The following is a 24,942-nucleotide window of genomic DNA, read 5'->3' as shown; positions in this document are numbered from 1 at the left end:
CTCAGGCCGCCGACGGGTTGACGACGGACTTGGCGAGGTCCGTCAGCGTCTCGTCGGCGCGCTTCTCCTCGTCGAGGATGGCGAGGAGCTGGTCGAGATCCTCCTGGAAGCCGAGCTGCTTCGCCCAGGTCGCGAGCGAGCCGTAGGCGGCGATCTCGTAATGCTGCAGGCGCTGGGCCGAGGCGATCAGCGCCGTGTCGCGGCACTCGGGATCGTCGATCTGCCCCGCCCATTTCTCGGCCTCGGCGACGAGCGCCGCCATCGACTGGTCGCGGTGCTCCCGCGGGTTCGCCCCGTGGCGCGTGAGGATCGCCTCGAGCCGCTCGCGATGCGCGCGCGTGTCGGCGACGTCGTCCTCGAGCATCTTGGAGAGGCCCGTATGCGTCGCCTGGCGGGCGAGCTTCGGCATCGCATTGGTCATCAGGTCCTCGGCGGAGCGCATCTCCTGCAGCTCCTCGAGGTAGAGATCGCGCAGATGGGACACGGCCATGGGTTCGCCTCCGATCGGGTGGGGTGGCGTGATCTCGGGCCAACGCCTCGACCCTCTCGGAGTTCGGGGGATCAGCGCTCCGTGAGCTTGAACTCGATGCGGCGATTGCGGGCGTAGGCCTCGTCCGTCTCGGCCGTGTCCAGCGGCTGGAACTCGCCGAAGCCGGCGGCGAGGAGCCGCTCGGGCGGAACGCCGGCCTCGATCAGATAATCGACCACCGCGATCGCCCGTGCAGCGGAGAGATACCAGTTCGACGGGAACTGGGCGGTGTTGATCGGCCGGATGTCGGTGTGCCCGTCCACGCGCACGATCCAGGGGATGTCCGGCGGGATCTCGTCGGAGAGCTCGAGGATCGCCCGGGCCATCGACTCGAGCTCGGGCTGCGGCCCGGCGCGGAGCGAGGCCTGGCCCGGTGGGAACAGCACCTCCGACTGGAAGACGAAGCGGTCGCCGACGATGCGGATGTCGGGGCGCGTGCCGATGATCTGCCGAAGCCGGCCGAAGAAGTCCGAGCGAAAGCGGGCGAGCTCCTGGACGCGCTGGGCGAGCGCCACGTTGAGCCGCGAGCCGAGATCGGCGATGCGGGCCTGGCTCTCGCGGTCGCGCTGCTCGGAGGCCTCGAGCGCGGCCTCGAGCGCACCGATCTGCCTGCGAAGCGCCGCGAGCTGCTGGTTGAGGATGTCGACCTGGTTCAGCGCCCGGCGCGTCTCGTCGCGCTCGAGGTCGAGCTGCTCGGTGAGCGCGGCGGCGCGCTCGTCGAGGCCGATTCCGGCGGCCAGGAGCGATTCGAGCCGGGCCTGCTCCTCCTCCGTGGCGGAGAGGGTCGATTGCAGGGCGGCGAGCTCGTCCTCTGTGTCGCGCCGCTGGGCGCGCTCCAGCGCCAGGAGGTCGGTGAGCTCGGCGATCTGCCGATTGAGCCGGTCGAGCGCCGTGTCGCGCCCGGCGATCTCCTGCGTCAGGAAGAACTGCCCGAGCACGAAGATCGAGAGCAGGAAGACGATGACGAGGAGGAGGGTCGAGAGCGCGTCGACGTAGCTCGGCCAGTAGTTCAGGCCGCGCTCGCGTCTGGTGCGGCGGGTCGCGAGCGCCATGGTCTCAGGCCTTCTCCGAGGCGATCCGCTCGAGCACCTGCTTCAGCTCCTTCTCGCGCTGGGCCTGAGCCTCGACCCAGTCGCGGATCATCTGCTGCTCGGCGCGCATGTGCTGGACGAGGCCCTGGATGCCCTCCGCGAGGTTCGCCATGGCCTGGCTCGTGGCGCGCCCGCCCTGCCCCGCCTCGACCGCCTGGGTCAGCCGGGCGATGGCGGCGGCGAGCTCGGGCGGCACCCCGGCGGCCGCGCCCGGCTTCGAGAGGCTCACCGGCGGCGTGTCCTCCACCGCGTAGGCGGAGAGGTGATCCTCGAGCTCGGTGAAGAACCTGTTCTGCGCCTGCCCCGCCTGCAGGTCGAGGAAGCCCACCACCAGCGAGGAGCCCAGCCCGAACAGCGAGGACGAGAAGGCGATGCCGATGCCGGTGAGCGGCGCGGCCAGGCTCGACTTCAGCTCGTCGAAGAGCACGGCGGCGTCGCCGCCGGACCGGAGCGAGGCGATGTTCGCGCCCACCGCGCCAACCGTCTCGATCAGGCCCCAGAAGGTGCCGAGCAGGCCGAGCAGGATGAGCAGGCCGGCGAGATAGCGCACGATCTCGCGGCTCTCGTCGAGGCGAGCCGCGACCGAATCGAGGAGCGAGCGCAGCGTCGCGACGGGAAGGCCGATCGGCCCGCCGCCATTCGCGCGGGAATTGACCGCCTGCGCCACGGGCGCGAGCAGGACGGGCTGGCGCGTCGCCACGCTCTCGCCCGTGTCGAGATCGACGGAATTGACCCAGCGCGTCTCGCGGAAGAGCCGCACCACCTGACGCAGGGCAAGGACGATGCCGATGAAGAGCACGCCGACGATGATGCCGTTGAGGCCGGGATTGGCGAGGAACGCCTCCCAGATCGGCTCGTAGAGGATGAAGGCGAGGAAACCCGCCAACACCAGGAAGACGCCCATGCGGACCAGGTAGATCCGCGGCGCGCTCATCGGTTTTTTGGACGCGGCCGCCATCGTGCTCCCACTACCCAGCTTCCCGCATAGGTGACCACGCGGGCGCGCGCCGTCAAGCCGAATACGCGCCTTCCGCGCCGGTGAACTCCCTCTGCGCCTCAGCCCGCCTTCGCCGCGGCGCGCACGATGCGCAGCAGCTCGCGCTGGACCGTCTCGTTTCCGGCGACGACGGACCCCTTCGCCAGCATCTGCTCGCCGCCCTCCGCATCGGCGACGAAGCCGCCCGCCTCGCGCACCAGGATGAGCCCGGCGGCGATGTCGTAGGTGTTCAGGTACCGCTCCCAATAGCCGTCGACGCGCCCCGCCGCCACGGCGGCGAGGTCGAGCGCGGCCGACCCGAAGCGGCGGATGCCGGCGACCTTCGGCATGATCGTCGCGAACTCGCGGAGGAATTCCGGATGGTTGCCATGCCCGAGGAAGGGGATGCCGCAGGCGATCAGGCAGTCGGTCAGGTCGGTGCGCGCCGAGACGCGCAGGCGGCGATTGTTGAGGTAGGCGCCCTGGCCCTTCTCGGCGACGTAGAGCTCGTCCTTGATCGGATCGTAGATCACGCCGGCGACGATCTTGCCGTCGCGCTCGAGGCCGACCGAGATGGCGAACTGGGGGATGCCGTGCAGGAAGTTCGTGGTGCCGTCGAGCGGATCGACGTGCCAGGTGTTCGCCTTGTCCCCGCCCTCGACGACGCCGCCCTCCTCCAGCACGAAGCCATAGCCCGGCCGGGCCTTGGCCAGCGCCTCGCGCAGCGTCGCCTCGGCCTTGCGGTCGGCGGCGGAGACGAAGTCGCTCGGGCCCTTGCGGGACACCTGCAGGTTCTCGACCTCGCCGAAGTCGCGCTTGAGCGTGCGCGCGGCCTTCATCACGGCGTCGACCATCACGGTCATGAGCGGGGTGCGGATCATGGCGTCTCCAGCGCCTCTCGACGGAAAGGCGGTCTCGTCGGCAGTCGTCGCCGGCACGGGGTGAAGGGTCGCGCGAGGGCAAACCACGGTGGGGGCGCGGCGTCAAGCGCGGGGCGTCGAGCGCTGGGCTGCACACCGCCGGCGCCGCGGTCCGCGCGCCTTCGCCGGTCTTCTCTATCCCGAGCTCGCCGAAAAGAGCATCCGCACCTCCGGCGGCAGCGCGAACGCCCCCACATGCACATCGGGCGCGTAGTAGCGCGTCTTCAGCCCCACCGCCTCGTAGCGGGCGCGCAGGGTCGCGAGGTCGCCCGGCGCGAGGTCGGTGTCCGAAGCGAAGCCGAGCGCCATCGGGCCGCCGGTATAGGTCGGCACGTGGGCGAGGTAGAAGGCGGCGTGCGCGAACAGGCCGGAGAACACCCGATGCGCGGCGGCGATCTGCGGGCCCTGGAAGAAGGGCACGCCCGCCTGGGTGACGAGCACGCCGCCGGGCGCGAGGCAGCGCCGGCAATCGCGGTAGAAATCCTCGGTGAAGAGCGCCGCCGCCGGGCCGACGGGGTCGGTCGAATCGACCACGATCACGTCGAAGCGCCGGTCCGTGTCGCGCACGTAGGCGAGCCCGTCGCCGACGACGATCTCGGCGCGGGGATGGTCGAAGGCGTCGGCGCAGACGAAGGGCAGATGCCTGCGCGCCGTCTCGATGACGCGCGCGTCGATCTCGACGAGGGTGACGCGCACGCCCGCGTGGCGCAGCGCCTCGCGCAGGACGCCGCCGTCGCCGCCGCCGATCACGAGCACCTCGCGCACCGAACCGTGCGCGAGGATCGGCGTGTGCGCGATCATCTCATGGTAGACGTGGTGGTCCCGCTCGGTGAGCTGGACCACCCCGTCGAGGGCGAGCACGCGGCCGAAGGAGGCGTTGTCGAAGATCACGAGCTCCCAGAGGTCGGTCTTCTCGTAATGCACGAGCCGATCGACCCGAAAGCTCTGCCCCCAGCCGTCGTGGATCGCCTCCGCGAAGCTCAGCACGAGACCATCCCGCGCTTGTGCTCCGCGAGCTGGATCTGCGCCGGCGCGAACGCCTCGCGCAGCACCTTGATCGCCTCGTGCGGGCGCGCGTCGCCGCACATGAAGATGTCGATCGCGGCGTAGGCGCGCTCGGGCCAGGTGTGGATGGAGATGTGGCTCTCCGCCAGCACCGCGACCCCCGAGATCCCGCCGTTGGGCGTGAAATGGTGGAGGTCGATGTTGAGCAGCGTCGCCCCCGCGGCCTCGGTGGCGCGCCGCAGCGCGTCCTCCACCGCCGGCAGATCGTCGAGACGCGAGGCCTCCCACAGATCCACGATCAGGTGCGTGCCCGCGAAACGCAGGCCGTCCTTCTCGACGAAATGGTCGAGGCTCTCGTCGTGCCGGGTCGCTTCCGGCTCGGTTGCAACCGCCGCAGCGATCGATTGGTTGTCGATCTTGCCCCGCTCCGCGGCGGAATTCCGATCGGTGCTCACCTCTTTGGTTTGAACGCCTGCGTCATGCAGGGTGAAGTTCATCCCCAATTCGGCGAGGCGGGCGTCTTTCAGCATCCCGTACCCCTCCAAGACCAGCAGATGAACCCAGCCAGCTGTCGTGTCGCTTTCGGGTTAGGAGGGGGGTTGTGGCAATTCCGGAGGTGGAGCGCAAGGGCGAGGGGCGGATTTTTCGCCGCGGCGGAGCCGTCGCGCCCGCCGCGGCGCACTCCGGCGGTCAGCCGACGAGACGCTCGAGATCCGCCGCCGGTCGCAGCGGGTAGCGCCGAGCCTGTGCGGCGAGATTCACCTCCAGCGTCGCCGCGGAGACCTCGCGCAGCTCGGCGTGGGTCGACGCGTCGCCCCGCCTTCGCTCGAACCAGGCCAGCACGTCGCTGAGATGCCAGAGCGAGGAGGCGCCCTCGTGTACGGGAAGCGGGAAGTCCCGATGGGCGAGCATGAGCTTGCGCACGTTCTGCCGGGACATGCCCAGCATCTCCGCGACATCGCTCAGCCCGACGAGATCCGGCTGCGCCTCCACGAGGACGGCGTCCGGGATGGCGCGCTTCACGTCCGCCAGCGCCGTCCGGACGGCCTCGACCGCGCTCGGCGCCTGCCGGGCGAACGCGAGAGCGAGGCGGCCGGGCGTCCCGGTCCCGACGAGGGCGTCCGTGCACCCCGCCTCGCCGAGGCGCTCGACCAGCCCATCGGCGTCCGCACCGACCGGAATGCGATAGTTCAGCGTGAAGCCGAATTCCCTGGCGACGTCACTCATCGGATTCCTCCTCGTCGGCGCCCCGCCGTACACAGCCATCGATTACGCGTCGGATCTGGCGTGCGTGCGCCGCCGGGTTACGCGGCGTGCTCCATACGCTGGCGATGCAGAATTCGCCGCACCGGCAATCCTCGTGGTCGAAAGGGCAGTAGATCCTGCCCCAAGCATGGCTGCCGCCCAGCTGAACGCGCCAGCCATTCGCTTCCGCGTATCGCGGTGCGGCCTCGATCTCCTTGTCGGGGTGTCGCCTGCGGCTCATCGACGTCCTCGCGAGGGTGACCATCGCCTGAGGAGCCGCTGGTTGTCAACCGACAACTCTCTCCTCCATCGTCGCACCCCGTTCCCTTCGCCGCGCGGTTCGTTATCCTGTGCGCATGGCAAGTCCGGTCGGCTACGGAGCACAAGCACGCATGAGGGACGCGATCCGGTTCACCAGGAACGGCCAGGTCCGCGAGATCCGCGGCGCGCATCCGCGCACGACGCTGCTCGACTGGCTGCGGCTCTCCGAGCGGCGGACCGGCACGAAGGAGGGCTGCGCGGAGGGCGATTGCGGGGCCTGCACCGTGGCGCTCGGGCGGCTGGTCGACGGGCGCGTCGTCTACGAGCCGGTGAATGCCTGCATCCTGCTCATCGGCCAGTGCGACGGGGCGGACGTCGTCGCCGTGGAGGACATCGCGGCCGACGGGGCGCTGCACCCGGTCCAGGAGGCGATGGTGGCGCATCACGGCTCGCAATGCGGCTTCTGCACGCCGGGCATCGTGATGAGCCTGTTCACGCTCTACGAGGAGGGCGCGCGGCCGGTGGCGCGCGAGGCGGTGAACGACGCGCTCGCGGGGAACCTGTGCCGCTGCACGGGCTACCGCCCGATCGTCGACGCCGCCCTCGACGCCTGCGCGGCGCCGAAGGACCGGCGCTTCGAGACGCATCGGGAAGCGGCCGCCCGCGCGCTGGCGGAGCTCGAGCGGGAGAAGGCGGACCTGTTCGTGGGCGACGAGGGCCGCTTCTTCGCCGCCCCGGCCTCCGAGGAGAGCCTCGCGGCGCTGCTCGCCCGCCATCCCGACGCGACGATCCTCGCCGGCGCCACGGATGTCGGGCTGTGGATCACCAAGGCCCTGATGGAGATCGAGAAGATCGTCTGGCTCGGGCGCGTCGAGAGCCTGCGCGAGGTGCGCGCGACGCCGGAGACGCTGACCCTCGGCGCCATGGTCTCGCACGCGGACGCGAACGAGGCGCTCGCGGCCATCGACCCGGATCTCGGCGAGCTGATGCGGCGCTTCGGCTCGGTGCAGGTGCGCGCCTCGGGGACGGTCGGCGGCAACATCGCCAACGGCTCGCCCATCGGCGACCTGCCGCCGGCGCTGATCGCGCTCGGCGCGACGCTGCATCTCGCGGGCGCCGGGCGCGCGCGCACGCTGCCGCTCGAGGACTTCTTCCTCGCCTACCGCAAGCAGGACCGGGAGCCCGGCGAGTACGTGCGCGCCGTCGAGATCGACAAGCTGCGCAAGCACGACCTCTTCCGCTGCTACAAGGTGACGAAGCGCTTCGACGAGGACATCTCGGCCGTGATGGGCGCCTTCCGCTTCCGGCTCGACGGCCGGCGCATCGCCGCGGCGCGCATCGCCTTCGGCGGCATGGCCGGGACGCCCGCGCGCGCGCCGCTCACCGAGACGGCGCTCGTCGGGCTCGACCTCGACGACGAGCTCGCCTGGGCGCCCGCCCTCGACGCGTTGGCGCGGGACTACCGGCCGATGTCGGATCATCGCGCCTCGGCGGAGTACCGGGCGCTGGTGGCCCGAAACCTGCTCTTCAAGGCGCTGGCGGAGGCCGCGGGCGAGGGCGATACCCGCGTCGCGCCCCGCGTCGGCCTCGCCGCCGCCGAATGACAGACCCCGCGTAGATCGTCGAGAGTAGAGAGAGCATGAATATTCGCCACCAGTTCGACGATTCCGGCCCCGATTCCGAGCCGCTGCGCCACGTGCGCAAGCCGCTGCCGCACGATTCGGCGCGCCGTCACGTCCAGGGCGCGGCGGACTACATCGACGACGTCCGCGAGCCGCAGGGCACGCTCCACGTCGCGATCGGGATGTCGCCGAAGGCGCGCGGGACGATCCGCTCGCTCGACCTCTCCGCCGTGCGCGCGCATCCCGGCGTCGTGCGCGTGCTGACCGCCGCCGACGTGCCCGGCGAGAACGACGTCTCTCCGGCCGCCGGCGACGACCCGATGTTCGCGGAGGATCGCGTGTCCTTCCACGGCCAGGCGCTCTTCGCCGTCTTGGCCGAGACCCGCGACGCGGCGCGCCGGGCGGCGCACGAGGCCGTCGTCGCCATCGACGAGGAGCGCCCGAGCGTCACGATCGAGGACGCGCTCGACCGCGAGGAGACGGTGCTGCCGGATTACGGCTTCGGCCGCGGCGAGGTGGAGCCGGCGCTCGCCGGCGCGCCGCACCGGCTGGACGGCAGCGTCCGCATCGGCGGCCAGGAGCACTTCTATCTCGAGGGCCAGGCCGCGCTCGCCACGCCCGGCGAGGAGGGGGACATCCACGTCCTCTCCTCGACCCAGCACCCGACCGAGGTGCAGCACGTGATCGCCCGGGTGCTCGGCATCCCGGACGCGTTCGTCACCTGCGAGGTGCGGCGCATGGGCGGCGGCTTCGGCGGCAAGGAGAGCCAAGCGACGCAATGGGCCGCCATCGCGGCGCTGGGCGCGCATCTGACGAAGCGCCCCTGCAAGGTGCGGCTCGACCGCGACGACGATTTCGCGCTGACCGGCAAGCGCCACGATTTCCGCTGCGACTTCCGCGTCGGCTTCGACGGCGAGGGCGTGATCGCGGGCCTCGCGGTCACGCACAACGCCCGCTGCGGCTACTCGGCGGACCTGTCCCAGGGCGTCGTCGACCGCACGATGTTCCACTCGGACAACTCGTACTATCTCCCGGCGGTGCGCATCGATACGCGCCGGCTCCTCACCAACACCGTCTCGAACACCGCCTTCCGCGGCTTCGGCGGCCCGCAGGGCATGCTGATGATCGAGCACGTGATGGACCGCATCGCCTGGGCCACCGGCCGCGATCCGCTCGACGTGCGCTACGCCAACCTCTACCGCGCCGGCGGGAACGTCACGCCCTACGGGCAGACGGTGGAGGAGACCGACACGCTGCGCGCGCTCGTCGAGACGCTGGAGCGCACGAGCGAATACCGCACGCGGCGCGCCGGCATCGCCGCCTTCAACGGCCGCTCGAAGATCCTCAAGAAGGGCATCAGCCTCACGCCGGTGAAGTTCGGCATCTCCTTCACCTTGATGCACCTGAACCAGGCGGGCGCGCTCGTCCACGTCTACCAGGACGGCTCGGTCCACCTGAACCACGGCGGCACCGAGATGGGCCAGGGGCTCTACCAGAAGATCGCCCAGGTGGTGGCGGAGGAGTTCGGCATCGCCATCGAGCGGGTGCGCATCACCGCCACCTCGACGGGCAAGGTGCCCAACACCGCGCCGACCGCCGCCTCCTCGGGCACCGACCTCAACGGCATGGCGGCGAAGATCGCCGCGGGGAAGATCAAGGCGCGCATGGCGGCGCGGGCGGCGGAGCGCTTCGGCGTGCCGGCCGAGGAGGTGTCGTTCCGCGACGACCGGGTGTTCGCCGGCAACGAGAGCCTGACCTTCGGCGAGCTGGCGCGCGATTGCGTGATGCACCGCGTCCACCTCTCGGAGGCGGGCTTCTACAAGACGCCGACCATCTCCTGGGACCGGGCGAACGCGACGGGCCGGCCGTTCCTCTATTTCGCCTTCGGCGCGGCCTGCTCGGAGGTGCTCGTCGACACGCTGACCGGCGAATACAAGGTCACGCGCGTCGACATCCTCCACGACGTCGGCAAGTCCATCAACCCGGCGATCGACATCGGCCAGATCGAGGGCGGCTTCGTGCAGGGCATGGGCTGGCTGACGACGGAGGAGCTGGTCTACGACGCCGAGAGCGGCCGGCTGCGCACGCATGCGCCCTCCACCTACAAGATCCCCGTCGCCTCCGACGTGCCGGAGGATTTCCGCGTCGCGCTCTTCCCCAACGCCAACCGCGAGGAGACGATCTACCGCTCGAAGGCGGTGGGCGAGCCGCCGATCATGCTGGCGAACAGCGTGTTCTGCGCGCTCGCCGACGCGGTGCACGCGCTCGCTCCCGGCGGGGCCGTGCCGCTCGACGCGCCGGCGACGCCGGAGGCGGTTCTGCGCGCCTGCGAGGCGCTGCGCGGCAATCCGCTGCCGCCGAGAGCCATCGGGTGACGAGCGCCTATGCCCGCCTCGCCGATCTCGTCGCCGCCCACGGAGCGGCGGCGCTCGTGCGCGTCGCGTCCGTGCAGGGCTCCGCCCCGCGCGAGGCGGGCGCGGCCATGGCGGTGCGGCCGGACGGCGCGTTCCACGGCACGATCGGCGGCGGCGAGCTGGAATGGCGCGCGCTGGCGGAGGCCCGCGCGGCGCTCGCCGAAGGCCGCGGGAGGCTGCGGCGGCTCGACATGCAGCTGGGGCCCGATCTCGGCCAATGCTGCGGCGGGCGCGCGATCGTGACGGTCGAGACCTTCGACGCGCGGGACCTCGCCGACCTGCGGACGATGGCCGAGGCCGCGGCGGAGGGGGTGCCCCTCGCCGCGCGGATGGACGAGGACGGGCGGGTGGCGCGGGCGCCGACATCTCCCCGCAGGGGAGGTGGGCCGCGCGAAGCGCGGACCGGAGGGGACGAGGGGCGGCATCATTCGCCCCCACCCGTCGGCCCTGCGGGCCGCCGACCTCCCCTGCGGGGAGGTATCGAGACCCTTGGCGACGCTCTGACCTGGCTCGAGGAGACCGCTCCCCGCCCCACCCCGCTCCTGCTCTTCGGCGCGGGCCATGTCGGGCGCGCGCTCGTCCTCGCCCTCGCACCCCTGCCCTTCCGCGTACGCTGGATCGACGGGCGCGCAGACGCCTTCCCGGCCCACGTCCCCGCGAACGCGACGGCGGTGCACACCGACGAGCCCGGGCTCGAGATCGCGCAGGCCCCGCCCGGCGCCTTCGTGCTGGTGATGACCCATTCCCACCCGCTCGACCTGGCGCTCACCGCCGGGGCGCTGGCGCGGGCGGACCTCCCCCATGTCGGGCTGATCGGCTCGGCGACGAAGCGCGCGCGCTTCGAGAAGCGCTTCCGCGAGGTGGGCCTCGACGAGGCGCGCATAAACGATCTCGTCTGCCCGATCGGGCTCCCCGGCATCGGGGACAAGGACCCCGCCATCATCGCCGCCGCCACCGCGGCCCAGCTCCTCCAGGCCCGCGAGCGCGCGCTCGCGGCCGCGCCTCCAATGCCCGTTGCAGGACCTTCCGCATCATGACCGACCGCGACGCCGACCGCCGTTTCCTCGCCCGCGCCGTGGCGCTTTCGCGCGCGCACATGGAGAAGGGCGAGGGCGGGCCCTTCGGCGCGGTGATCGTGCGCGACGGGGAGATCCTGGCCGAGGGCTGGAACGAGGTCACCTCGGCGAACGACCCCACCGCCCACGCCGAGGTCTCCGCCATCCGCCGCGCCTGCAAGGCGGTGGGCGATTTCTCGCTTCGCGGGGCGACGCTCTACACGAGCTGCGAGCCCTGCCCGATGTGCCTCGCCTCCGCCTTCTGGGCCCGCGTCGACCGCATCGTCTACGCCAACACCCGCGCGGACGCCGCGGCAATCGGCTTCGACGACGCCTTCATCTACGCCGAGATCCCCAAGGACCCGGGCGAGCGCGCGCTCCCCGCAGAGCACCTGCCGCTGGAGGAGGCCCGGGCGGTGTTCCAGGCGTGGCTCGCGAAGCCGGATCGGGTGGAGTACTAGACCCTCACTCCGCCGGCGCCGCCAGCTTCGGCGCGCGGGCCAGCACCGTCTCCCTCCCCGCCTCCGGATGGCGCGGCACCAGGAAGGCGAGGGTCAGCGATGCGCAGGCGATCCCCGCGCCGATCAGGAAGACGATCGAGGGGTCGGTGAGCCAGATCACGCCGAAGGTCACCGGCATCGCCACCGCGGCGATGTGGTTGATGGTGAAGGCGACGGAGGCGGTGGGGGCGATGTCGGCGGGGTCGCCGATCTTCTGGAAATAGGTCTTCTGCGCGATGGTGAGGGTGAAGAACACGCCGTCGAGCACGAACAGCGCCCCCGCCACCAGCGCAGAGCCGGTGAAGGCGTAGCCGAGGAAGACGACGACGAGCACCACGTTCTCGGCGAGGATCGTCGCGCGCTCGCCGAAGATCCCGATCGCGCGCCCGAGCAGCGGGGCGGCGACGACGTTGATCGCGCAGGTGACGAACAGCAGCTGGGCGAGCGCGCTCACCTCGTAGCCGAAGCGCTCCACCAGCAGGAAGGCGCCGAAGGCCATGAAGATCTGCCGGCGCGCGCCGGACAGGAAGGTGAGCGCGTAGTAGAGCCAGTAGCGCCGCCGCAGCACGATGCCCCGGTTCTGCTTCGTCTCGCCCTCGAAGCGCCGGAAGCCCGCCATGGCGAGGAGGCCGAGCGCCACCGTCGCCCCGCCGGCGATGAGGAACATCGCCTCGTAGGTGGGCGTGATCAGCATGAAGGCGCCGGCGATGCCGCCGTATGCGACGAGCTGGGCGGCGGCGTTGGCGCCGTAGATCTTGCCGATGCCGCCCGGCGCTTCCTTCTTCGTGAGCAGCTGGAGGGAGAGCGCCTGGTTCGCCGTCTCGAAATAGTGGAAGCCCACCGACATGATGGTGGTCGTGAGGATCAGGCCCCAGAAAGACGGCAGGTAGCCCGTCATCGCGACGCCGACGCCGAGCATCAGGATCGAGAGATAGGCGAGCGTCTGCTCGCGCATGATCATGAACAGGAAGGCGGCGGTGAAGGCGAGGAAGCCCGGGATCTCGCGCACCGACTGCAGCACGCCGATCTGGAAGCCGTCGAAGCCCGCCGCCTCCTTGGCGAAGTTGTTGAGCAGCGCCTGCCAGCTCGCGAAGCCGAGCCAGTTCACGAAGGCGAGCGTCATCAGGAAGACGACGGGCGAGGCGAGAAGGCGTCTGTTCGGCACGGGCGGGTTCCGGGACGGCGAACCTGCACCGAACGCCGATTTCGCGCGTTCGTCAAACGGCGAAGCCGCCCGACGCGTCTGCGCGATCCCGCCTTGCGCTCGATCAACGAGGCCGGGGCGCGCCGCGGCTACGCTTCGAACCGATACGAACGAGCGACCCGAGGAGCCCCCGATGTACAAGACGATCCTGGTCCCCGTCGACCTCGCCGAGCCGCAGACCTCGGAGGGCGCGCTCGCCACCGCCGCGCGCCTCGCCGACATGGGCGACGGCACGGTGCGGCTGATCTACGTGCGCCCGCTGATGCCGGTGACCTACATGGAATACGTGCCGGCCTCCTTCGAGGAGGACCAGCAGCGCGAGGCCGAGGAGAAGCTCGGCGACATCGCCGCGAGCGTCTCGCTGCCGAAGGAGCGCGTCTCCGCCGTGGTGCGGCTCGGCTCGATCTATCACGAGGTGCTGCAGGAGGCCGAGGATTGCGGCGCCGACCTCGTCGTGGTCGGCTCGCACCGCCCGACCATGGCGACGTACCTGCTGGGCTCGAACGCCACGCAGATCGTGCGCCACGCCAATTCGTCGGTGCTGGTGGTCCGCTGATCGGCGCCGGGCCGCCTCGGCCCTCGGCCCTCAACCCTTGGGCGCCAGCGTCTCCGGCGGGTCGTCGGGGGCGAAGGCGCGGGGCTTGTTGTGGCGCACCAGCGGCTCGAGCTGCCAGACGCCGACGAGCCCGATCACGGCGGCGGCGATCGCGATCGCCGTCTCGCCGACGAGCCAGACCTGCCAGGCGAAATAGGCGAGCGCCACGACGATCGCGACGGCGAAGACGGAGATCAGCGCCCAGATCGGCCACGGCCGCCCGGCGGCGAAACGCGCCTGCGGCGCCGCCTTGGCGATGCGGCGCAGCAGCTCGCGCAGGAAGCGGCCGTATTCCGCGTCCTGTCGGCGCGCGTCGAACATGGAGCGGAAGGAGATCGACGTGAACACGACCGTTCGCCCGTCGTCGAGCCTCAGCTTCGTGCGCAGGGCGCCGGGGGCGAGGGAGCGCGCCTCGTAGGACAGGCGCACCTCGCTGACGCGCTCGAGCGGCAGGCGGTCGACGCGCCCCATCCGCTCGACCTCGAGCGCCTTGCCCTTGAGGCGGAACGCGACGGGAAAGCCCACCGGGCGCGGCGCCTGCGCATAGGCGAAGGCCTCGCGGGCGGCGGCGTCGGGCAGTGCGGCGTCGGACGGGGCGGGTTCGGGCTTCCGGCTCATGCCGGTTGAATGGCGGGAGACGCGGGGAAACGCAAGGGCGCCGCCGGCGGATCGCGCCTCAGCCGGGCAGCCGGCCCGTCGTCGCGAGCGCGATCAGCGCCTCCATCCAGGCGCCGCGGATCGCGTCGCGCTCCAGGAACAGGCAGTGCTGCGCGTCCGGGTAGGTGATCACCCGCGCGGTCGGGATGCTCTCGGCGACCAGGCCGTGCAGGCCGGACTTGGTGAAGGCGTCCTTGCCCGCGGAGCCGATCAGCACCGGCACGCCGATGCGCGCGAGGCGCTGCGGCTCGACCACGGTGCGGGCCGAGCGGATGAAGCTGCGCCCGAAGCCCCAGGTCGCCCCGCCGACGCGCAGCGGCGGGTTGATCTCGGTCCAGCGGGTGAGGATCGCGGCGCGCTCCGGGTCGGTGGAGAGGAACGGCCGCAGCTGCTCGCGGCGCTTCGCCTGCCCCTCCCACGGCCCCGCGCCGAGCGCGTAGGCCTCGCCGAAGCCGAGCGCATTGACGATCTCGACGACGATCCGCGTCGGGCCCGGCGGCAGCGGCGAGTCGACGCCCACCGCATAGGCCGGCGCCGAGAGCGCGGCCGCGTCGGCGATTCCGGGGACCTCCTCCAGGAAGCGCGTGACGAGCTGGCCGCCCATCGAATGGCCGACGAGGGTGAGCGGCCCCGGCGTCTCGGCGGGTAGAACGATCGTCTCGAGGAAGCGCCGGAGCGCGGCGACATGCGCCTCGAAGCCCCAGGCATGCGCCTTCTCGGGGTCGGCGAGATAGCGGCCCGAGCCGCCCTGGCCCGGCCAGTCCATGGCGAAGACGGCGATCCCGGCGGCGAGCAGGTCGCGGATCGTCTCGAAATAGGCCTCGATGTACTCGGTGAAGCCCGGCAGGATCACCACGGTCGCCCGCGGGGCTTCCGGCGCGACGGCCGCCCAGCGGATCGCGAGTCCGTCGGGGGCGTCGAAGACGTCGAACGCGATCCCCGGCGGCGCGGTGAAGCGCTCCTGCAGGTTCCGCGGGACGACGACGTCCTTCATCCGCCTCGGGCCCCGACCTCGTCGGCGAGGAAGGCGGCGAGGTCGTCGGTGATGTAGTTGATGTGCGGCTCCTCCACCGCCTCCTGCTCGAAGGCGTCGCGAAACGGGTCGACGGTCTTCGGCACGACGAGGGTCGTCGTCATGCCGAGCTCGTGGGGCGCGCGCAGGTTCTTGGCGATGTCCTCGAACATCGCCGCCTTGGCCGGATCGACCGAGAAGCGCGCGAGGAAGATGTCGTAGGCCTCGCGGTTGGGCTTGGGCGTGAAGTTCGCGTCGGCGAGGTCGAACACGTCCTCGAAATGGTCGAGGATGCCGATCTTCGCCGCCACCGCCTCCGCGTGCCTGCGCGAGCCGTTGGTGAGGATGAGCCGGCGACCCGGCAGCCGCTCGATCGCCGCGCCGAGCGCCTCGTTCAGCTCGATGTGGCGGTGGTCGATGTCGTGGACGAAGTCCATGAAGGCGTAGGGGTCGATGTCGTGCTCGGTCATGAGCGCGCGCAGGGTCGTCCCGTACTTGTGGTAGTAGTGCTTCTGCAGCGCCCGCGCCGAGATCCCGTCGATGCCGAACAGGTTCGCCACGAACAGCGTGATGCGGTCGTCGATCTGCGGCCAGACCTGCGCCTCGTGCGAATAGAGCGTGTTGTCGAGATCGAAGATCCACGTCTCGACGTGAGCGAAGCCGCGCGCGTCCGGGGCGACGAAATGGCGATGGCCGGCCTGCGGCGCGGAGGAGGAGGCGATGTGTTTCATGTCCCGACGAAAAAGGGGCCGGTGCGGCCCCTCCTCAATGTAGCGCGGACGGCGGCGTTTTGCGAGGGCGGGGGTTCGCAGAGGTGCGAGGGCCGCGCACCCTCGTCATCCTCGCGTCCGGCGGATCAGCGTGCCCGCGCCGTGGTCGGTGAACAGCTCGAGCAGCACCGCGTGCGGCACCTTGCCGTCGAGGATCACCACCGCCTCGACGCCCTGCTCGATGGCGTAGATGCAGGTCTCGACCTTGGGGATCATGCCCCCGGTGATCGTGCCGTCGGCGATGAGGCGGCGGCAGTCCTCCACCGTCATCTCCGGGATGAGCTGCCTGTTCTTGTCGAGCACGCCCGGCACGTCGGTGAGCAGCAGCAGGCGCTTGGCGTGCATGGCGCCGGCGATGGCGCCCGCGAAGGTGTCGGCGTTGACGTTGTAGGTGTGGCCCTCGTCGCCCACCGCGACGGGCGCCAGGACGGGGATCAGCTCCGACTTCAGCACGGCGTCGAGAACCGCGCGGTTGACGTGATCGGGCTCGCCGACGAAGCCGAGGTCGACCACGCGCTCGATGTTGGAATCCGGATCGACGATGGTGCGCGTCACCTTGCGGGCATGCACCATGTTGCCGTCCTTGCCGCACAGGCCGATGGCCTTGCCCCCCTCGGCCGCGATCCAGCCGACGATCTGCTTGTTGATGGAGCCGGCGAGCACCATCTCGACGATCTCGACGGTCGCCTTGTCGGTGACACGCAAGCCCGCCTGGAACTCGCTCTTGATGCCGAGGCGCTCGAGCATGGAGCCGATCTGCGGCCCGCCGCCGTGCACGACGATGGGCTTGAGGCCCGACTGCTCGAGCAGCACGATGTCCTCGGCGAAATCCTCCGCCGCCGCCTGGTCGCCCATGGCGTGGCCGCCGTACTTGATCACCACGACCTCCTCGTCGTAGCGCTGCATGTGCGGCAGCGCCTGGACGAGGATCTCGGCGCGCTCGAGGGCGGAGGGCGTTGGCTCGGTCATGGCGGCATCTACCTCAGGCTGTGACATCTCGTGTCGGCGTGCGTGTCTAATCTGAAACGGAGATCAAGGGTAGCCCTTTCCTCCGACGGTTTTGCGACGGATCAGCGCCGCAGGAAGGCCGCAACCCCCAATACGATCCACCCGATCATCAGCAGAACGCCGCCGGTGGGCGCGGCGTTGGCGAACATCGCCCGGCCCGCGAGGGCCCGCAGGGCGAGGTCGCCCGAGAACAGGGCGAGCCCCGCCACCAGGACGTAGCCCGCGAGCAGCGCCGCCTTCCGGCCGACATGCCCGCCCAGGACGAGCGCCGCGAGCCCGACCAGCGTCGCGGCGTGGAACAGCAGGAACGAGGCCGAGACCTCCAGCGTGCCCGCGCCCGTCAGGTGCGTCGCCATGGCCGAGAAGGCGACGCCGAGGAGGCCGGCGAGCGCGCCCAGCGCGAGAAGCAGGCGTTCGGCCATGGCGTGTCAGGCCTCCGGCCGGGACGGCGGCGCCGGCAGCGCCACGCCGCGCTCGGCGAGGAGCCGCGCGATGGCCCCACGCAGGTCGGCGACGCCCTCGGCCGTGCGCGAGGAGGTGACGACGATCTCGGGATAGGCCGCGGGGCGGCGCGCGATCTGCTCCCTCGTGCGGGCGATCACGGCGTCGAGCTCGGTCTTCTTCGGGGCGTCCGCCTTGGTGAGCACCACCTGGTAGGACACGGCGGCCTTGTCGAGCATGTCCATGATCTCGGCATCGTTCGGCTTCGGGCCGTGGCGCGCGTCGACCAGCACCAGCACCCGGGCGAGGTTGGCGCGCCCGCGCAGGTAGTCGCGCACGAGCTGCGTCCAGGCCGCGACCTTCTGCTTCGACACGGCCGCGTAGCCGTAGCCCGGCATGTCGACCAGCGTGAACAGGCCGCCGACGTCGAAGAAGATCAGCTGCTGCGTGCGCCCGGGCGTATGCGAGGTGCGCGCCAGCGTGTTGCGCCCGGTGAGCGCGTTGACGAGGCTCGACTTGCCGACGTTGGAGCGCCCGGCGAAGGCGATCTCCAGCCCCTCCATGCCCGGCAGGGAGTCGGACTTGTCCGCCGCGGTGCGGAAGGCCGCCTCGCGCGCGAAGATCTTGCGGCCGGGCTCGGCATAGTCCGGCTCGGCGAGCTCGGGCGCGGGGGAGGTGTCTGGCGTGTCGCTCATGGCGGTGTTGATGGGGGATGCGCGCGCTTCGCGCAAGGGGAGCACGACAGAGGCCATGTCGCTCGGTCAAGGCGGCTGCGCAGAAACGCCCCGTGCCTTTCCCCCGCGGCTCGGGTAGGAGGGAAAATCCACGGGACGGAGAGGAGGCGCGCGGGTGGGAACGTTTCTCGGCGAGCTTCGCGGCGGCTTCGCGAAGATGGCGCCCTCGCGCTTCCCCTACCCGAAGTTCGCCGCCGCCCTCGGGCTCGGGCTCGTCGGCGGATACCTCTTCTACCGCGCGAACCTGCCGCTGCCGTGGATGCTGGGCCCGATGACGGTCTGCACCCTGGCGGCGCTGCTGCGCCTGCCGATCGCGGCGCCCGCCGTGGTGCGCCCGCCGATGTCGGCCGTCATCGGCGTGATGCTCGGCGCCGCCTTCACGCCGGACGTGCTCGGGCGGCTCGACGAATGGGTGATCTCGACGATCGGCCTCGCCTTCTTCGTCGCCGCCGCCGGGCTCGCCTGCGTCGTCTACTTCCGCAAGGTCGCCCGCTTCGACCCGACGACGGCGTATTTCTCCGGCATGCCGGGCGGGCTCGTCGAGATGGTGATCGTCGGCGAGGCCAGGGGCGGGGACGGGCGCACCATCGCGCTGATCCATTCGGCGCGCATCCTCCTCGTGGTGATGACGCTGCCCTTCCTGGTGCAATGGGTCGAGGGCGTCTCGCTGGGCGCGCGCGCCTCCGCCGGCCCCTCGATCTGGGACGCGCCGCTCTCGGCGGAGGTCTGGATCGTCGTCTGCGGCTTCGCCGGCGCGTATCTCGGCCATGTCCTGCGCCTGCCCGCGGCCGTGCTGCTCGGGCCGATGCTGGTGAGCGCGCTCGTCCACGTCACCGGCATCAGCGGCTTCAAGCCGCCGGTGGAGATCGTCGCGGCGGCGCAGGTCGTGCTCGGCGTCACGATCGGCGCGCGCTTCCTCGGCACGCCGCCGCGGGAGATCCTGCGCATCCTCGTGCTCTCGGTGGGCTCCACCGTCATCCTCCTCGCGCTCACCTTCGCCTTCGCGATCGTGGTGGGGCGGGTGATGGGGATCGGGACGGTGCCGCTGATCCTCGCCTATTCGCCGGGCGGCCTCGCCGAGATGAGCCTCGTCGCCATCGCGGTGCAGACGGAGGTGGCCTTCGTCGCGGCCCACCACATCATCCGCATCGTTTTCGTCATGGCCGGCGCCGCGCCGGTCTTCGCGCTGATGGCGCGCATGCGTCGCGGGACGTGAGACGCCGGCCGCGGATCCGGCACGTCCCGGCGCGCGTATGCGCTTCGTGGTTCGCGAAGACGAGGTGGCGACGGTGAAGACGGCGTTGGTGACGGGCGGGGCGAAGCGGATCGGGCGGGCGATGGTGGAGCGCCTCGCGCGCGAGGGGTATCGCGTCGCGATCCATTGCCACGCGTCGGTGGTCGAGGCCGAGCAGCTCGCGCAGGCGATCGGGGGGGCCGGCGGGCGCGCGAGCGTCGTGCAGGCAGATCTCTCCGACGCCGAGGCCGTCGCCGGCATGATCGAGGCGGCGGCGACCGCGCTCGGGCCCCTCGACCTCCTCGTCAACAACGCGAGCGAGTTCGAGGACGATCGGATCGAGACCCTCGATCTCGCCCGCTACCACCGCACGCTCGCCGTCGATCTCACCGCGCCGCTGATCCTGGCGCGCGACTTCGCCGCACAGCTGCCGGCGGAGGCGGAGGGGCTGATCGTCAACGTGCTCGACCAGCGGGTCTGGAAGGAGACGCCGTTGTTCTTCTCCTACCAGATCGCCAAGTCGGCGCTCTGGACCGCGACGCGCACCATGGCGCAGGGCCTCGCGCCGCGCATCCGCGTCAACGCCATCGGGCCGGGCCCCACGCTCGCGAGCCCGCGCCAGGGCGACGCCGATTTCGCCAAGCAGGCGGCGGCGACGCCGCTCGAGCGCTCCTCCTCGCCGGACGAGGTCTGCGCGGCCCTGATGTACTTCCTCGGCGCCCGCAGCGTGACCGGCCAGATGCTGGCGCTGGACGCCGGCCAGCACCTCGCCTGGGAGACGCCGGACGTCGTCGGGATCAGGGAGTGAGCGCGATGGCGGAGACCAGCCGGCCGTAATCCGGCTCGCCGCGATGGGTGGCGCGGCGGTAGGAATAGAACCGCGCCTCCTCCGCGTAGGTGCAGCGCGCGAGGTCGTGCGCGGCGCCGATTCCGGCGCGGGCGAGGCGCGCGCCGATATAGCCCGGCAGGTCGAACTGGAGCTTTCCCTCCCGCGCGCCGGGCGCGAAGAACCGCTCCGCTGCGGGGTCCTCCGCGAGGGCGGCGTCGCGCAGCTCCGCCCCCACCTCGTAGGCGGGCTGCGAGATCGTGGGCCCGAGCACGGCGGCGATCCGCTCGCGCCGCGCGCCGAGGCGCTCCATAGCCGCGACCGTCGCCTCGACCACCCCGCCGAGCGCGCCGCGCCACCCGGCATGGGCCGCGCCGATCACGCCGGCTTCCCCGTCCGCGAACAGGACGGGCCCGCAATCCGCCGTGAGGATGGCGAGCGCGATCCCGGGCCGGTCCGTCGCCATGGCGTCGGCCTTCGGCCGCGCGTCCTGCGCCCACGGCGCCTCGACGACGACGACGTCGGGCGAGTGGATCTGGTGCACGCTCACCAGCGCGTCCGGCGCGACGCCGACGCGCTCGGCCATGCGGGCGCGATTGGCGAGCACCCGCGCCCGGTCGTCGCCGGAGCCGAGCCCGCCGTTGAGGCTCGCGTAGAGCCCCTCGGACGCGCCGCCCTCGCGGGTGAAGAAGGCGTGACGGATGCGCGGGTCGCGCGACAGCGCCTCGGACTGGATGAGCATGCGGTCCTCTTCGTCGTCAGCCGAAACCCGGGCTCGCCGTCAGGCCCGGATGCGTGACGGCCATGGCCTTGAACAGGACGCCCATGTCGTCCTCCCCCTCGCCGGCGAGGCGCTGGAGCGCGCCGCCGATCTCCTCCGCCTGCTTCGCGCTGGCGCGGGCGGCGAGGGCGCGCGCCCGCGCCTCGATCCCGAGCGCCTCGAGGAAGGCGCCCTGCGTCACCGGGCCGTGGACGAGCGCCCCCGCCTCGCGGGCCGCGGCGGCGAGCTGGGCGAAATCGACATGCGCCGTGACGTCCGCCTCGCCGGGATCCTCCAGCGGATCGGCGAAGGCGTGGCGGCGCACCGCCTGGAGCGTGTCGGCGAAGCCGGTGCGGGCGTGTCCGTAATCGATGGCGAGCGCCGCCCCGCCCGCGGCGACGATCCGCCCGGCCAGCGCGCGCATCACCGGAATGCCGGCCGCGGCGATCTCGAGCACCTGCCCCTCCGGCGCGTCGTAGGGGATCGACGGATCGGCGTCGGGCGACAGCCCGAAGGCGAGGCGGTCGTCGGCGTCGAGCCCCACGAGCCGCTCGCGCCAGGCGCCGCGGTCGCGCACCAGCTGGCGCACGGGCAGGGCGTCGAAGAACTCGTTGGCGAGCGCGATCAGCGGCAGGTCCGGCACGGCCTCGAGGCCCGCATGCCACGCGATCCGGCCGTCGGGGACGCCTGCGAGCGTGGCGCGCTGCTTCTCGCGAAGGATCGGGCTCGTCTCGACGAGATGCACCTGCGCCGCGTCGAGGAAGCCGGGCGCCACCCGCGCCGCGCGCAGCGCGTCCGCCATCAGCGTGCCGCGCCCGGGCCCGAGCTCGACGAGGGCGAAGGGCGACGGGCTGCCGAGATCCATCCACGTCTGCGCCGCCCACAGGCCGACGAGCTCGCCGAACATCTGGCTGATCTCGGGCGCGGTGACGAAATCCCCCGCCATCCCGATCGGGTCGCGGGTCATGTAGTAGCCGAGCCTGGGGTGCCCGAGGCAGAGCGCCATGTAGCGCGAGACGGGGATCGGCCCTTCCGCCGCGATCATCGTGCGGATCTCGCGCTCGAGCTCGGTCATGCGGATGGCGCCTCCCTGTCCACGGCCGCGCCGCGCCGGGTTGCGCCGGTGCGGGCGATCAAGACCAGCACGATACCGCCGAGAACGAGCGGAAGCGAGAGCAGCATGCCCATGGTCACGCCGCCCGAGAGCGCATCGACCTCGCGCCCGAACAGGAAGCCGAGCTGAGGGTCCGGCTCGCGGAAGAACTCGGTCGCGATGCGCGCGACGCCGTAGCCGATGCCGAACACGCCCGCGAGAAGGCCCGGCTTGCGGAAGCCGGCGACCGCCACCGCGATCAGCATCACCGCGAACAGGAGAAGCCCCTGCCCCGCCGCCTCGAACAGCTGCGAGGGATAGCGCGGCACGTCGCCCGCATAGGGGAAGACGACGGCGTAGGGAAAGTCCGGCGCCGGGCGGCCCCAGAGCTCGCCGTTGATGAAGTTGGCGATGCGCCCGAAGAACAGGCCGATGGGCGTCACCACGGCGACGAGATCGAGGATCGGCAGGAACGGCAGGCCGCGCGTGCGGGCGAACAGGATCATCGCCACCACGGCGCCGATCAGCCCGCCGTGGAACGCCATGCCTCCGCGCCAGACGGCGAGGATCTCGAGCGGGTTCGCGAGATAGGCCTCGACGTTGTAGAACAGCACGTAGCCGATCCGCCCGCCCAGGATCAGCCCGATCGCCACCCACACGACGAGATCGTCGATCGCGACCGGCGTCGGCCGCTTCACGCCGCCCCACAGCCGGTCCGCCCCCGCGAGCCGCCGCGCGCCCCACCAGCCGAGCGCGAGCCCGGCGATGTAGGCGAGCGCGTACCAGCGGATCGCGATGGGGCCGATCGCGACGGCGACCGGGTCGATGTCGGGGAAGGGCATGCGTCGCTCGCCTGTCTCGCCCGGAGGGGCGCGGGTCCGAATCGGATCGTCGGGACGTGGCGGGTTTCGGCGGGGGCGTCAAGGGTGGGGCGCGGCGTGATCATCGGGTGCCGGCCCCGTTGCGTCCCGCGCCGGCGCGCGCCATGTAACGGAGCGCGGCCATCCAGACGCCGCGCGACACCGAACACGGCGCAGACAAGGACGGCGACCCATGAACCAGAACCGCATTCTCGACGACCTCTCCCGCCTGTTCTCGGACGCGGCCGGCGCCGCCGGCGGCGTGCGGCGCGAGATCGACGCGGTGATGCGCGCCCAGCTGGAGCGCATCGTCAAGGACATGGACGTGGTCTCCCGCGAGGAATACGAGGCGACCCGCGAGATCGCCGTAGCCGCCCGCGAGGAGGCCGAGAAGCTCGCCCTCAAGGTCGCCGACCTCGAGGCGCGCATCGTCAAGCTCACCAGCCGGCCGGATTGAGCGGCCGCGCACCTCCTTCCGCCCCCTGAGTCAAACCGCCGCGCACGCCGTTCCGCTTCGGTGTGGACAAGCGGTGAGCGGACTCTTGTCCGTTCGGGCCGAATCTTCGACGGTCGAACCACTTTGCAAGACGGGAGTCGGGCGCGTTAAAGTCGAGAGCGAGGTGATTCGCGGCCCCCGGGACGGATTCGTCTAGGCGGCGCCGCCGATTCACCGTCGGCATCGGTTTGCGGCTGCGTATTCGCCCTCACTCCTCTCGGCACAGACGACGTCTCGACCCTCTCTCGCGCCCGGGCGCCAAGCGGAACGACATGACCGAACTCCTCCTCATCGACACCGATCGCACCGAGCATCCCCTCGACGTGGTCGAGCGCGTCGCCACCTCGCGCGACTGGACCTTCGACCGCGCCGAGCTCGACGAGATGTCGGTGGCGGTGCGCGGGGCGCAGGCGGACTACCAGGTCGCGTTCACCTGGATCGAGGACGTCGAGGCGCTGCACGTCGCCTGCGCCTTCGACCTGCGGGTGCCCGAGCGCCGGCGCGGCGAGATTCTGCAGCTCGTCTCGATGATCAACGAGCAGCTCTGGGTCGGGCACTTCGATCTGTGGGCCGGCGAGGGCGTCGTCATGTTCCGCCACGCATTGCTGCTCACCGGCGGCGCCGAGCCGCGCCGCGAGCAGTGCGAGATGCTGATGCGCGCCGCGGTCGAGGCCTGCGAGCGGCATTACCAGGCCTTCCAGTTCGTGATCTGGGCCGGCAAGCCCGCGCGCGAGGCCCTCGACAGCGTGCTGTTCGAGACCGAAGGTGAGGCCTGATCGGCTCGTCACCCGGAGGTCCCTCATGCCCGACGTCGGAATGCCCCGCAGCCTCGCCCTGGTCGGCGCGGGCAAGATGGGCGGCGCCATGCTCGAAGGCTGGCTCGACACCGGTCTGCCCGGTCCCGCCGTGAGCGTCTACGACCCGCAGGTCTCCCCCGCCATGACGGCTCTGGCGGAGCGCGCGGGCGTGATCCTCAACCCGCCGGACGAATCCCGCGTCGCGCCCGACGTGCTGGTGCTGGCGATCAAGCCGCAGATGCTGGAGGGCGCCGCGCCGGCGATCCGGCCGCTCGTCGGGGCGGGGACGCTCCTCGTCTCGGTGCTCGCCGGCAAGACGGTCGCGAACCTGCGCACCGCCCTCCCCGAGGCCGGCGCCGTGGTGCGCGCGATGCCGAACCTGCCCGCCTCCATCGGCCGGGGCGCGACCGGGGCCTACGCCAACGAGGCGGTCGACGACGCCCAGCGCGCCGTGGCCGACGCGCTGTTGCGCGCGTCCGGCCTCGTCGAATGGGTCTGCGACGAGGGCCTGATCGACGCCGTCACCGGCGTCTCGGGCTCGGGGCCGGCCTACGTCTTCGCGCTCGTCGAGGCCCTGGCCGAGGCCGGCGTCGCGGCGGGGCTGCCGGCGGACCTCGCCATGCGGCTCGCCCGCGCGACGGTCGTCGGCGCCGGCGCGCTCCTCGGCGAGAGCGATCTCCCCGCCGAGACGCTGCGCAAGAACGTCACCTCTCCGGGCGGCACGACGGCGGCCGGCCTCGCCGTGCTGCAGCGCGACGAGAACGGCCTGCCCGCGCTGATGCGCGAGACGGTCGCGGCGGCGAAGCGGCGCGCGCAGGAGCTGTCCGGCTGACGGCG

Annotated in this window: 27 protein-coding genes; 10 read left to right on the top strand and 17 right to left on the bottom strand. The window is 71.7% G+C overall.

The window, feature by feature from the left end; genetic code table 11:
• Window position 1 precedes the first annotated feature (1 nt).
• From ABL310_RS05235 to ABL310_RS05205, 7 genes are all read right to left on the bottom strand, one after another.
• Window positions 2–490 (bottom strand): DUF892 family protein, encoded by a 489-nt coding sequence (locus ABL310_RS05235; RefSeq protein ID WP_349370645.1) that lies wholly within the window; start codon window positions 488–490, stop codon window positions 2–4.
• A gap of 71 nt (window positions 491–561) precedes the next feature.
• Window positions 562–1,581, bottom strand: coding sequence for a peptidoglycan -binding protein (locus tag ABL310_RS05230; RefSeq protein ID WP_349370644.1), 1,020 nt, complete (start codon window positions 1,579–1,581; stop codon window positions 562–564).
• Between the two features lie 4 nt (window positions 1,582–1,585).
• Window positions 1,586–2,554: a flagellar motor protein MotA gene (locus ABL310_RS05225; protein ID WP_349370643.1), complete on the bottom strand. Its 969-nt coding sequence runs from the start codon at window positions 2,552–2,554 to the stop codon at window positions 1,586–1,588.
• 122 nt (window positions 2,555–2,676) lie between these two features.
• Complete coding sequence (locus tag ABL310_RS05220) at window positions 2,677–3,477, bottom strand: inositol monophosphatase family protein (RefSeq protein WP_349370642.1); 801 nt, start codon at window positions 3,475–3,477, stop codon at window positions 2,677–2,679.
• Between the two features lie 174 nt (window positions 3,478–3,651).
• Window positions 3,652–4,503 carry a polyamine aminopropyltransferase gene (gene speE, locus ABL310_RS05215; protein WP_349370641.1) on the bottom strand — a complete coding sequence of 284 codons (852 nt, stop codon included), beginning with the start codon at window positions 4,501–4,503 and terminating at the stop codon, window positions 3,652–3,654.
• Window positions 4,497–5,051 (bottom strand): adenosylmethionine decarboxylase, encoded by a 555-nt coding sequence (gene speD, locus ABL310_RS05210; protein ID WP_349370640.1) that lies wholly within the window; start codon window positions 5,049–5,051, stop codon window positions 4,497–4,499. The genes speE and speD overlap by 7 nt, the downstream gene beginning before the upstream one ends.
• A gap of 160 nt (window positions 5,052–5,211) precedes the next feature.
• Window positions 5,212–5,748 carry a DNA-binding protein gene (locus ABL310_RS05205; protein WP_349370639.1) on the bottom strand — a complete coding sequence of 179 codons (537 nt, stop codon included), beginning with the start codon at window positions 5,746–5,748 and terminating at the stop codon, window positions 5,212–5,214.
• 410 nt (window positions 5,749–6,158) lie between these two features.
• Here ABL310_RS05205 and xdhA point away from each other — a divergent pair, with 410 nt between their 5' ends.
• From xdhA to ABL310_RS05185, 4 genes are read left to right on the top strand one after another with little or no spacing between them, the layout of a single operon-like run.
• On the top strand, window positions 6,159–7,631 hold the full coding sequence (xdhA, locus tag ABL310_RS05200; protein ID WP_349370638.1) for a xanthine dehydrogenase small subunit: 1,473 nt from the start codon (window positions 6,159–6,161) through the stop codon (window positions 7,629–7,631).
• Window positions 7,632–7,666: 35 nt separating this feature from the next.
• Window positions 7,667–10,024 (top strand): xanthine dehydrogenase molybdopterin binding subunit, encoded by a 2,358-nt coding sequence (gene xdhB / locus ABL310_RS05195; protein WP_349370637.1) that lies wholly within the window; start codon window positions 7,667–7,669, stop codon window positions 10,022–10,024.
• Complete coding sequence (gene xdhC, locus ABL310_RS05190; protein WP_349370636.1) at window positions 10,021–11,100, top strand: xanthine dehydrogenase accessory protein XdhC; 1,080 nt, start codon at window positions 10,021–10,023, stop codon at window positions 11,098–11,100. Before xdhB ends, xdhC begins: the two co-directional genes overlap by 4 nt.
• A complete protein-coding gene (locus tag ABL310_RS05185) occupies window positions 11,097–11,579 on the top strand; it encodes a nucleoside deaminase (RefSeq protein WP_349370635.1) in 483 nt (160 codons plus the stop codon). Before xdhC ends, ABL310_RS05185 begins: the two co-directional genes overlap by 4 nt.
• A gap of 4 nt (window positions 11,580–11,583) precedes the next feature.
• Here the strand turns inward: ABL310_RS05185 and ABL310_RS05180 are convergent, their stop codons facing one another.
• Window positions 11,584–12,783 (bottom strand): MFS transporter, encoded by a 1,200-nt coding sequence (locus ABL310_RS05180; RefSeq protein ID WP_349370634.1) that lies wholly within the window; start codon window positions 12,781–12,783, stop codon window positions 11,584–11,586.
• Window positions 12,784–12,955: 172 nt separating this feature from the next.
• On the opposite strand from ABL310_RS05180, the gene ABL310_RS05175 reads away from it, so the two are divergent.
• Window positions 12,956–13,378, top strand: a complete 423-nt coding sequence (locus tag ABL310_RS05175) for a universal stress protein (protein WP_349370633.1) — start codon at window positions 12,956–12,958, stop codon at window positions 13,376–13,378.
• Between the two features lie 30 nt (window positions 13,379–13,408).
• Here ABL310_RS05175 and ABL310_RS05170 read toward each other — a convergent pair whose 3' ends face one another.
• From ABL310_RS05170 to yihA, 6 genes are all read right to left on the bottom strand, one after another.
• Window positions 13,409–14,035 carry a hypothetical protein gene (locus ABL310_RS05170; protein WP_349370632.1) on the bottom strand — a complete coding sequence of 209 codons (627 nt, stop codon included), beginning with the start codon at window positions 14,033–14,035 and terminating at the stop codon, window positions 13,409–13,411.
• A 58-nt stretch (window positions 14,036–14,093) separates the two neighbouring features.
• On the bottom strand, window positions 14,094–15,068 hold the full coding sequence (locus ABL310_RS05165) for an alpha/beta hydrolase (RefSeq protein ID WP_349370631.1): 975 nt from the start codon (window positions 15,066–15,068) through the stop codon (window positions 14,094–14,096).
• On the bottom strand, window positions 15,065–15,817 hold the full coding sequence (locus tag ABL310_RS05160; RefSeq protein WP_349370630.1) for a pyrimidine 5'-nucleotidase: 753 nt from the start codon (window positions 15,815–15,817) through the stop codon (window positions 15,065–15,067). The genes ABL310_RS05165 and ABL310_RS05160 overlap by 4 nt, the downstream gene beginning before the upstream one ends.
• A gap of 105 nt (window positions 15,818–15,922) precedes the next feature.
• Window positions 15,923–16,852: an acetylglutamate kinase gene (gene argB, locus ABL310_RS05155; RefSeq protein WP_349370629.1), complete on the bottom strand. Its 930-nt coding sequence runs from the start codon at window positions 16,850–16,852 to the stop codon at window positions 15,923–15,925.
• Window positions 16,853–16,926: 74 nt separating this feature from the next.
• Entirely contained in the window at window positions 16,927–17,286 is a 360-nt protein-coding gene (locus ABL310_RS05150) for a DUF423 domain-containing protein (RefSeq protein WP_349370628.1), read from the bottom strand.
• A gap of 6 nt (window positions 17,287–17,292) precedes the next feature.
• Complete coding sequence (yihA, locus tag ABL310_RS05145; RefSeq protein WP_349370627.1) at window positions 17,293–18,000, bottom strand: ribosome biogenesis GTP-binding protein YihA/YsxC; 708 nt, start codon at window positions 17,998–18,000, stop codon at window positions 17,293–17,295.
• A 154-nt stretch (window positions 18,001–18,154) separates the two neighbouring features.
• On the opposite strand from yihA, the gene ABL310_RS05140 reads away from it, so the two are divergent.
• Window positions 18,155–19,255: an AbrB family transcriptional regulator gene (locus ABL310_RS05140; RefSeq protein WP_349370626.1), complete on the top strand. Its 1,101-nt coding sequence runs from the start codon at window positions 18,155–18,157 to the stop codon at window positions 19,253–19,255.
• A 37-nt stretch (window positions 19,256–19,292) separates the two neighbouring features.
• Window positions 19,293–20,081, top strand: coding sequence for an SDR family oxidoreductase (locus ABL310_RS05135; protein WP_374730368.1), 789 nt, complete (start codon window positions 19,293–19,295; stop codon window positions 20,079–20,081).
• On the opposite strand, the gene pgeF is transcribed toward ABL310_RS05135, so the two are convergent.
• Genes pgeF through lgt form a run of 3 tightly spaced genes read right to left on the bottom strand, consistent with a single transcriptional unit; the run spans window position 20,071 to window position 22,794 of the window.
• The gene (gene pgeF / locus ABL310_RS05130; protein ID WP_349370624.1) at window positions 20,071–20,841 is read right to left on the bottom strand and encodes a peptidoglycan editing factor PgeF; all 771 of its coding nucleotides are present in this window, start codon (window positions 20,839–20,841) and stop codon (window positions 20,071–20,073) included. The two genes, ABL310_RS05135 and pgeF, sit on opposite strands and share 11 nt — an antisense overlap.
• Window positions 20,842–20,857: 16 nt before the next feature.
• Window positions 20,858–21,934, bottom strand: coding sequence for an SAM-dependent methyltransferase (locus ABL310_RS05125; RefSeq protein WP_349370623.1), 1,077 nt, complete (start codon window positions 21,932–21,934; stop codon window positions 20,858–20,860).
• Window positions 21,931–22,794 (bottom strand): prolipoprotein diacylglyceryl transferase, encoded by an 864-nt coding sequence (lgt, locus tag ABL310_RS05120; protein ID WP_349370622.1) that lies wholly within the window; start codon window positions 22,792–22,794, stop codon window positions 21,931–21,933. The genes ABL310_RS05125 and lgt overlap by 4 nt, the downstream gene beginning before the upstream one ends.
• A gap of 211 nt (window positions 22,795–23,005) precedes the next feature.
• On the opposite strand from lgt, the gene ABL310_RS05115 reads away from it, so the two are divergent.
• From ABL310_RS05115 to proC, 3 genes are all read left to right on the top strand, one after another.
• Window positions 23,006–23,269 (top strand): accessory factor UbiK family protein, encoded by a 264-nt coding sequence (locus ABL310_RS05115; protein WP_349370621.1) that lies wholly within the window; start codon window positions 23,006–23,008, stop codon window positions 23,267–23,269.
• Window positions 23,270–23,580: 311 nt separating this feature from the next.
• Entirely contained in the window at window positions 23,581–24,084 is a 504-nt protein-coding gene (locus ABL310_RS05110; RefSeq protein ID WP_349370620.1) for a YbjN domain-containing protein, read from the top strand.
• A gap of 25 nt (window positions 24,085–24,109) precedes the next feature.
• On the top strand, window positions 24,110–24,937 hold the full coding sequence (gene proC, locus ABL310_RS05105; protein ID WP_349370619.1) for a pyrroline-5-carboxylate reductase: 828 nt from the start codon (window positions 24,110–24,112) through the stop codon (window positions 24,935–24,937).
• The last annotated feature ends 5 nt before the right edge of the window (window positions 24,938–24,942 follow it).

It is taken from the genome of Salinarimonas sp. (assembly GCF_040111675.1).
GTDB lineage: Bacteria > Pseudomonadota > Alphaproteobacteria > Rhizobiales > Beijerinckiaceae > Salinarimonas.
Note: the sequence above shows the minus strand (reverse complement) of the source record. Positions and strands in the feature narration are given on the sequence as shown.

Coding starts and splice junctions, on each gene's coding strand:
- ABL310_RS05235 (WP_349370645.1), bottom strand. CDS start 490: ATGGCCGTGTCCCATCTGCGCGATCTCTACCTCGAGGAGCTGCAGGAG.
- ABL310_RS05185 (WP_349370635.1), top strand. CDS start 11,097: ATGACCGACCGCGACGCCGACCGCCGTTTCCTCGCCCGCGCCGTGGCG.
- ABL310_RS05170 (WP_349370632.1), bottom strand. CDS start 14,035: ATGAGCCGGAAGCCCGAACCCGCCCCGTCCGACGCCGCACTGCCCGAC.
- lgt (WP_349370622.1), bottom strand. CDS start 22,794: ATGCCCTTCCCCGACATCGACCCGGTCGCCGTCGCGATCGGCCCCATC.
- xdhA (WP_349370638.1), top strand. CDS start 6,159: ATGAGGGACGCGATCCGGTTCACCAGGAACGGCCAGGTCCGCGAGATC.
- ABL310_RS05230 (WP_349370644.1), bottom strand. CDS start 1,581: ATGGCGCTCGCGACCCGCCGCACCAGACGCGAGCGCGGCCTGAACTAC.
- ABL310_RS05115 (WP_349370621.1), top strand. CDS start 23,006: ATGAACCAGAACCGCATTCTCGACGACCTCTCCCGCCTGTTCTCGGAC.
- ABL310_RS05165 (WP_349370631.1), bottom strand. CDS start 15,068: ATGAAGGACGTCGTCGTCCCGCGGAACCTGCAGGAGCGCTTCACCGCG.
- ABL310_RS05150 (WP_349370628.1), bottom strand. CDS start 17,286: ATGGCCGAACGCCTGCTTCTCGCGCTGGGCGCGCTCGCCGGCCTCCTC.
- ABL310_RS05125 (WP_349370623.1), bottom strand. CDS start 21,934: ATGACCGAGCTCGAGCGCGAGATCCGCACGATGATCGCGGCGGAAGGG.
- ABL310_RS05110 (WP_349370620.1), top strand. CDS start 23,581: ATGACCGAACTCCTCCTCATCGACACCGATCGCACCGAGCATCCCCTC.
- yihA (WP_349370627.1), bottom strand. CDS start 18,000: ATGAGCGACACGCCAGACACCTCCCCCGCGCCCGAGCTCGCCGAGCCG.
- ABL310_RS05135 (WP_374730368.1), top strand. CDS start 19,293: ATGCGCTTCGTGGTTCGCGAAGACGAGGTGGCGACGGTGAAGACGGCG.
- speD (WP_349370640.1), bottom strand. CDS start 5,051: ATGCTGAAAGACGCCCGCCTCGCCGAATTGGGGATGAACTTCACCCTG.
- ABL310_RS05175 (WP_349370633.1), top strand. CDS start 12,956: ATGTACAAGACGATCCTGGTCCCCGTCGACCTCGCCGAGCCGCAGACC.
- proC (WP_349370619.1), top strand. CDS start 24,110: ATGCCCGACGTCGGAATGCCCCGCAGCCTCGCCCTGGTCGGCGCGGGC.
- ABL310_RS05160 (WP_349370630.1), bottom strand. CDS start 15,817: ATGAAACACATCGCCTCCTCCTCCGCGCCGCAGGCCGGCCATCGCCAT.
- pgeF (WP_349370624.1), bottom strand. CDS start 20,841: ATGCTCATCCAGTCCGAGGCGCTGTCGCGCGACCCGCGCATCCGTCAC.
- argB (WP_349370629.1), bottom strand. CDS start 16,852: ATGTCACAGCCTGAGGTAGATGCCGCCATGACCGAGCCAACGCCCTCC.
- ABL310_RS05225 (WP_349370643.1), bottom strand. CDS start 2,554: ATGAGCGCGCCGCGGATCTACCTGGTCCGCATGGGCGTCTTCCTGGTG.
- ABL310_RS05205 (WP_349370639.1), bottom strand. CDS start 5,748: ATGAGTGACGTCGCCAGGGAATTCGGCTTCACGCTGAACTATCGCATT.
- xdhB (WP_349370637.1), top strand. CDS start 7,667: ATGAATATTCGCCACCAGTTCGACGATTCCGGCCCCGATTCCGAGCCG.
- ABL310_RS05220 (WP_349370642.1), bottom strand. CDS start 3,477: ATGATCCGCACCCCGCTCATGACCGTGATGGTCGACGCCGTGATGAAG.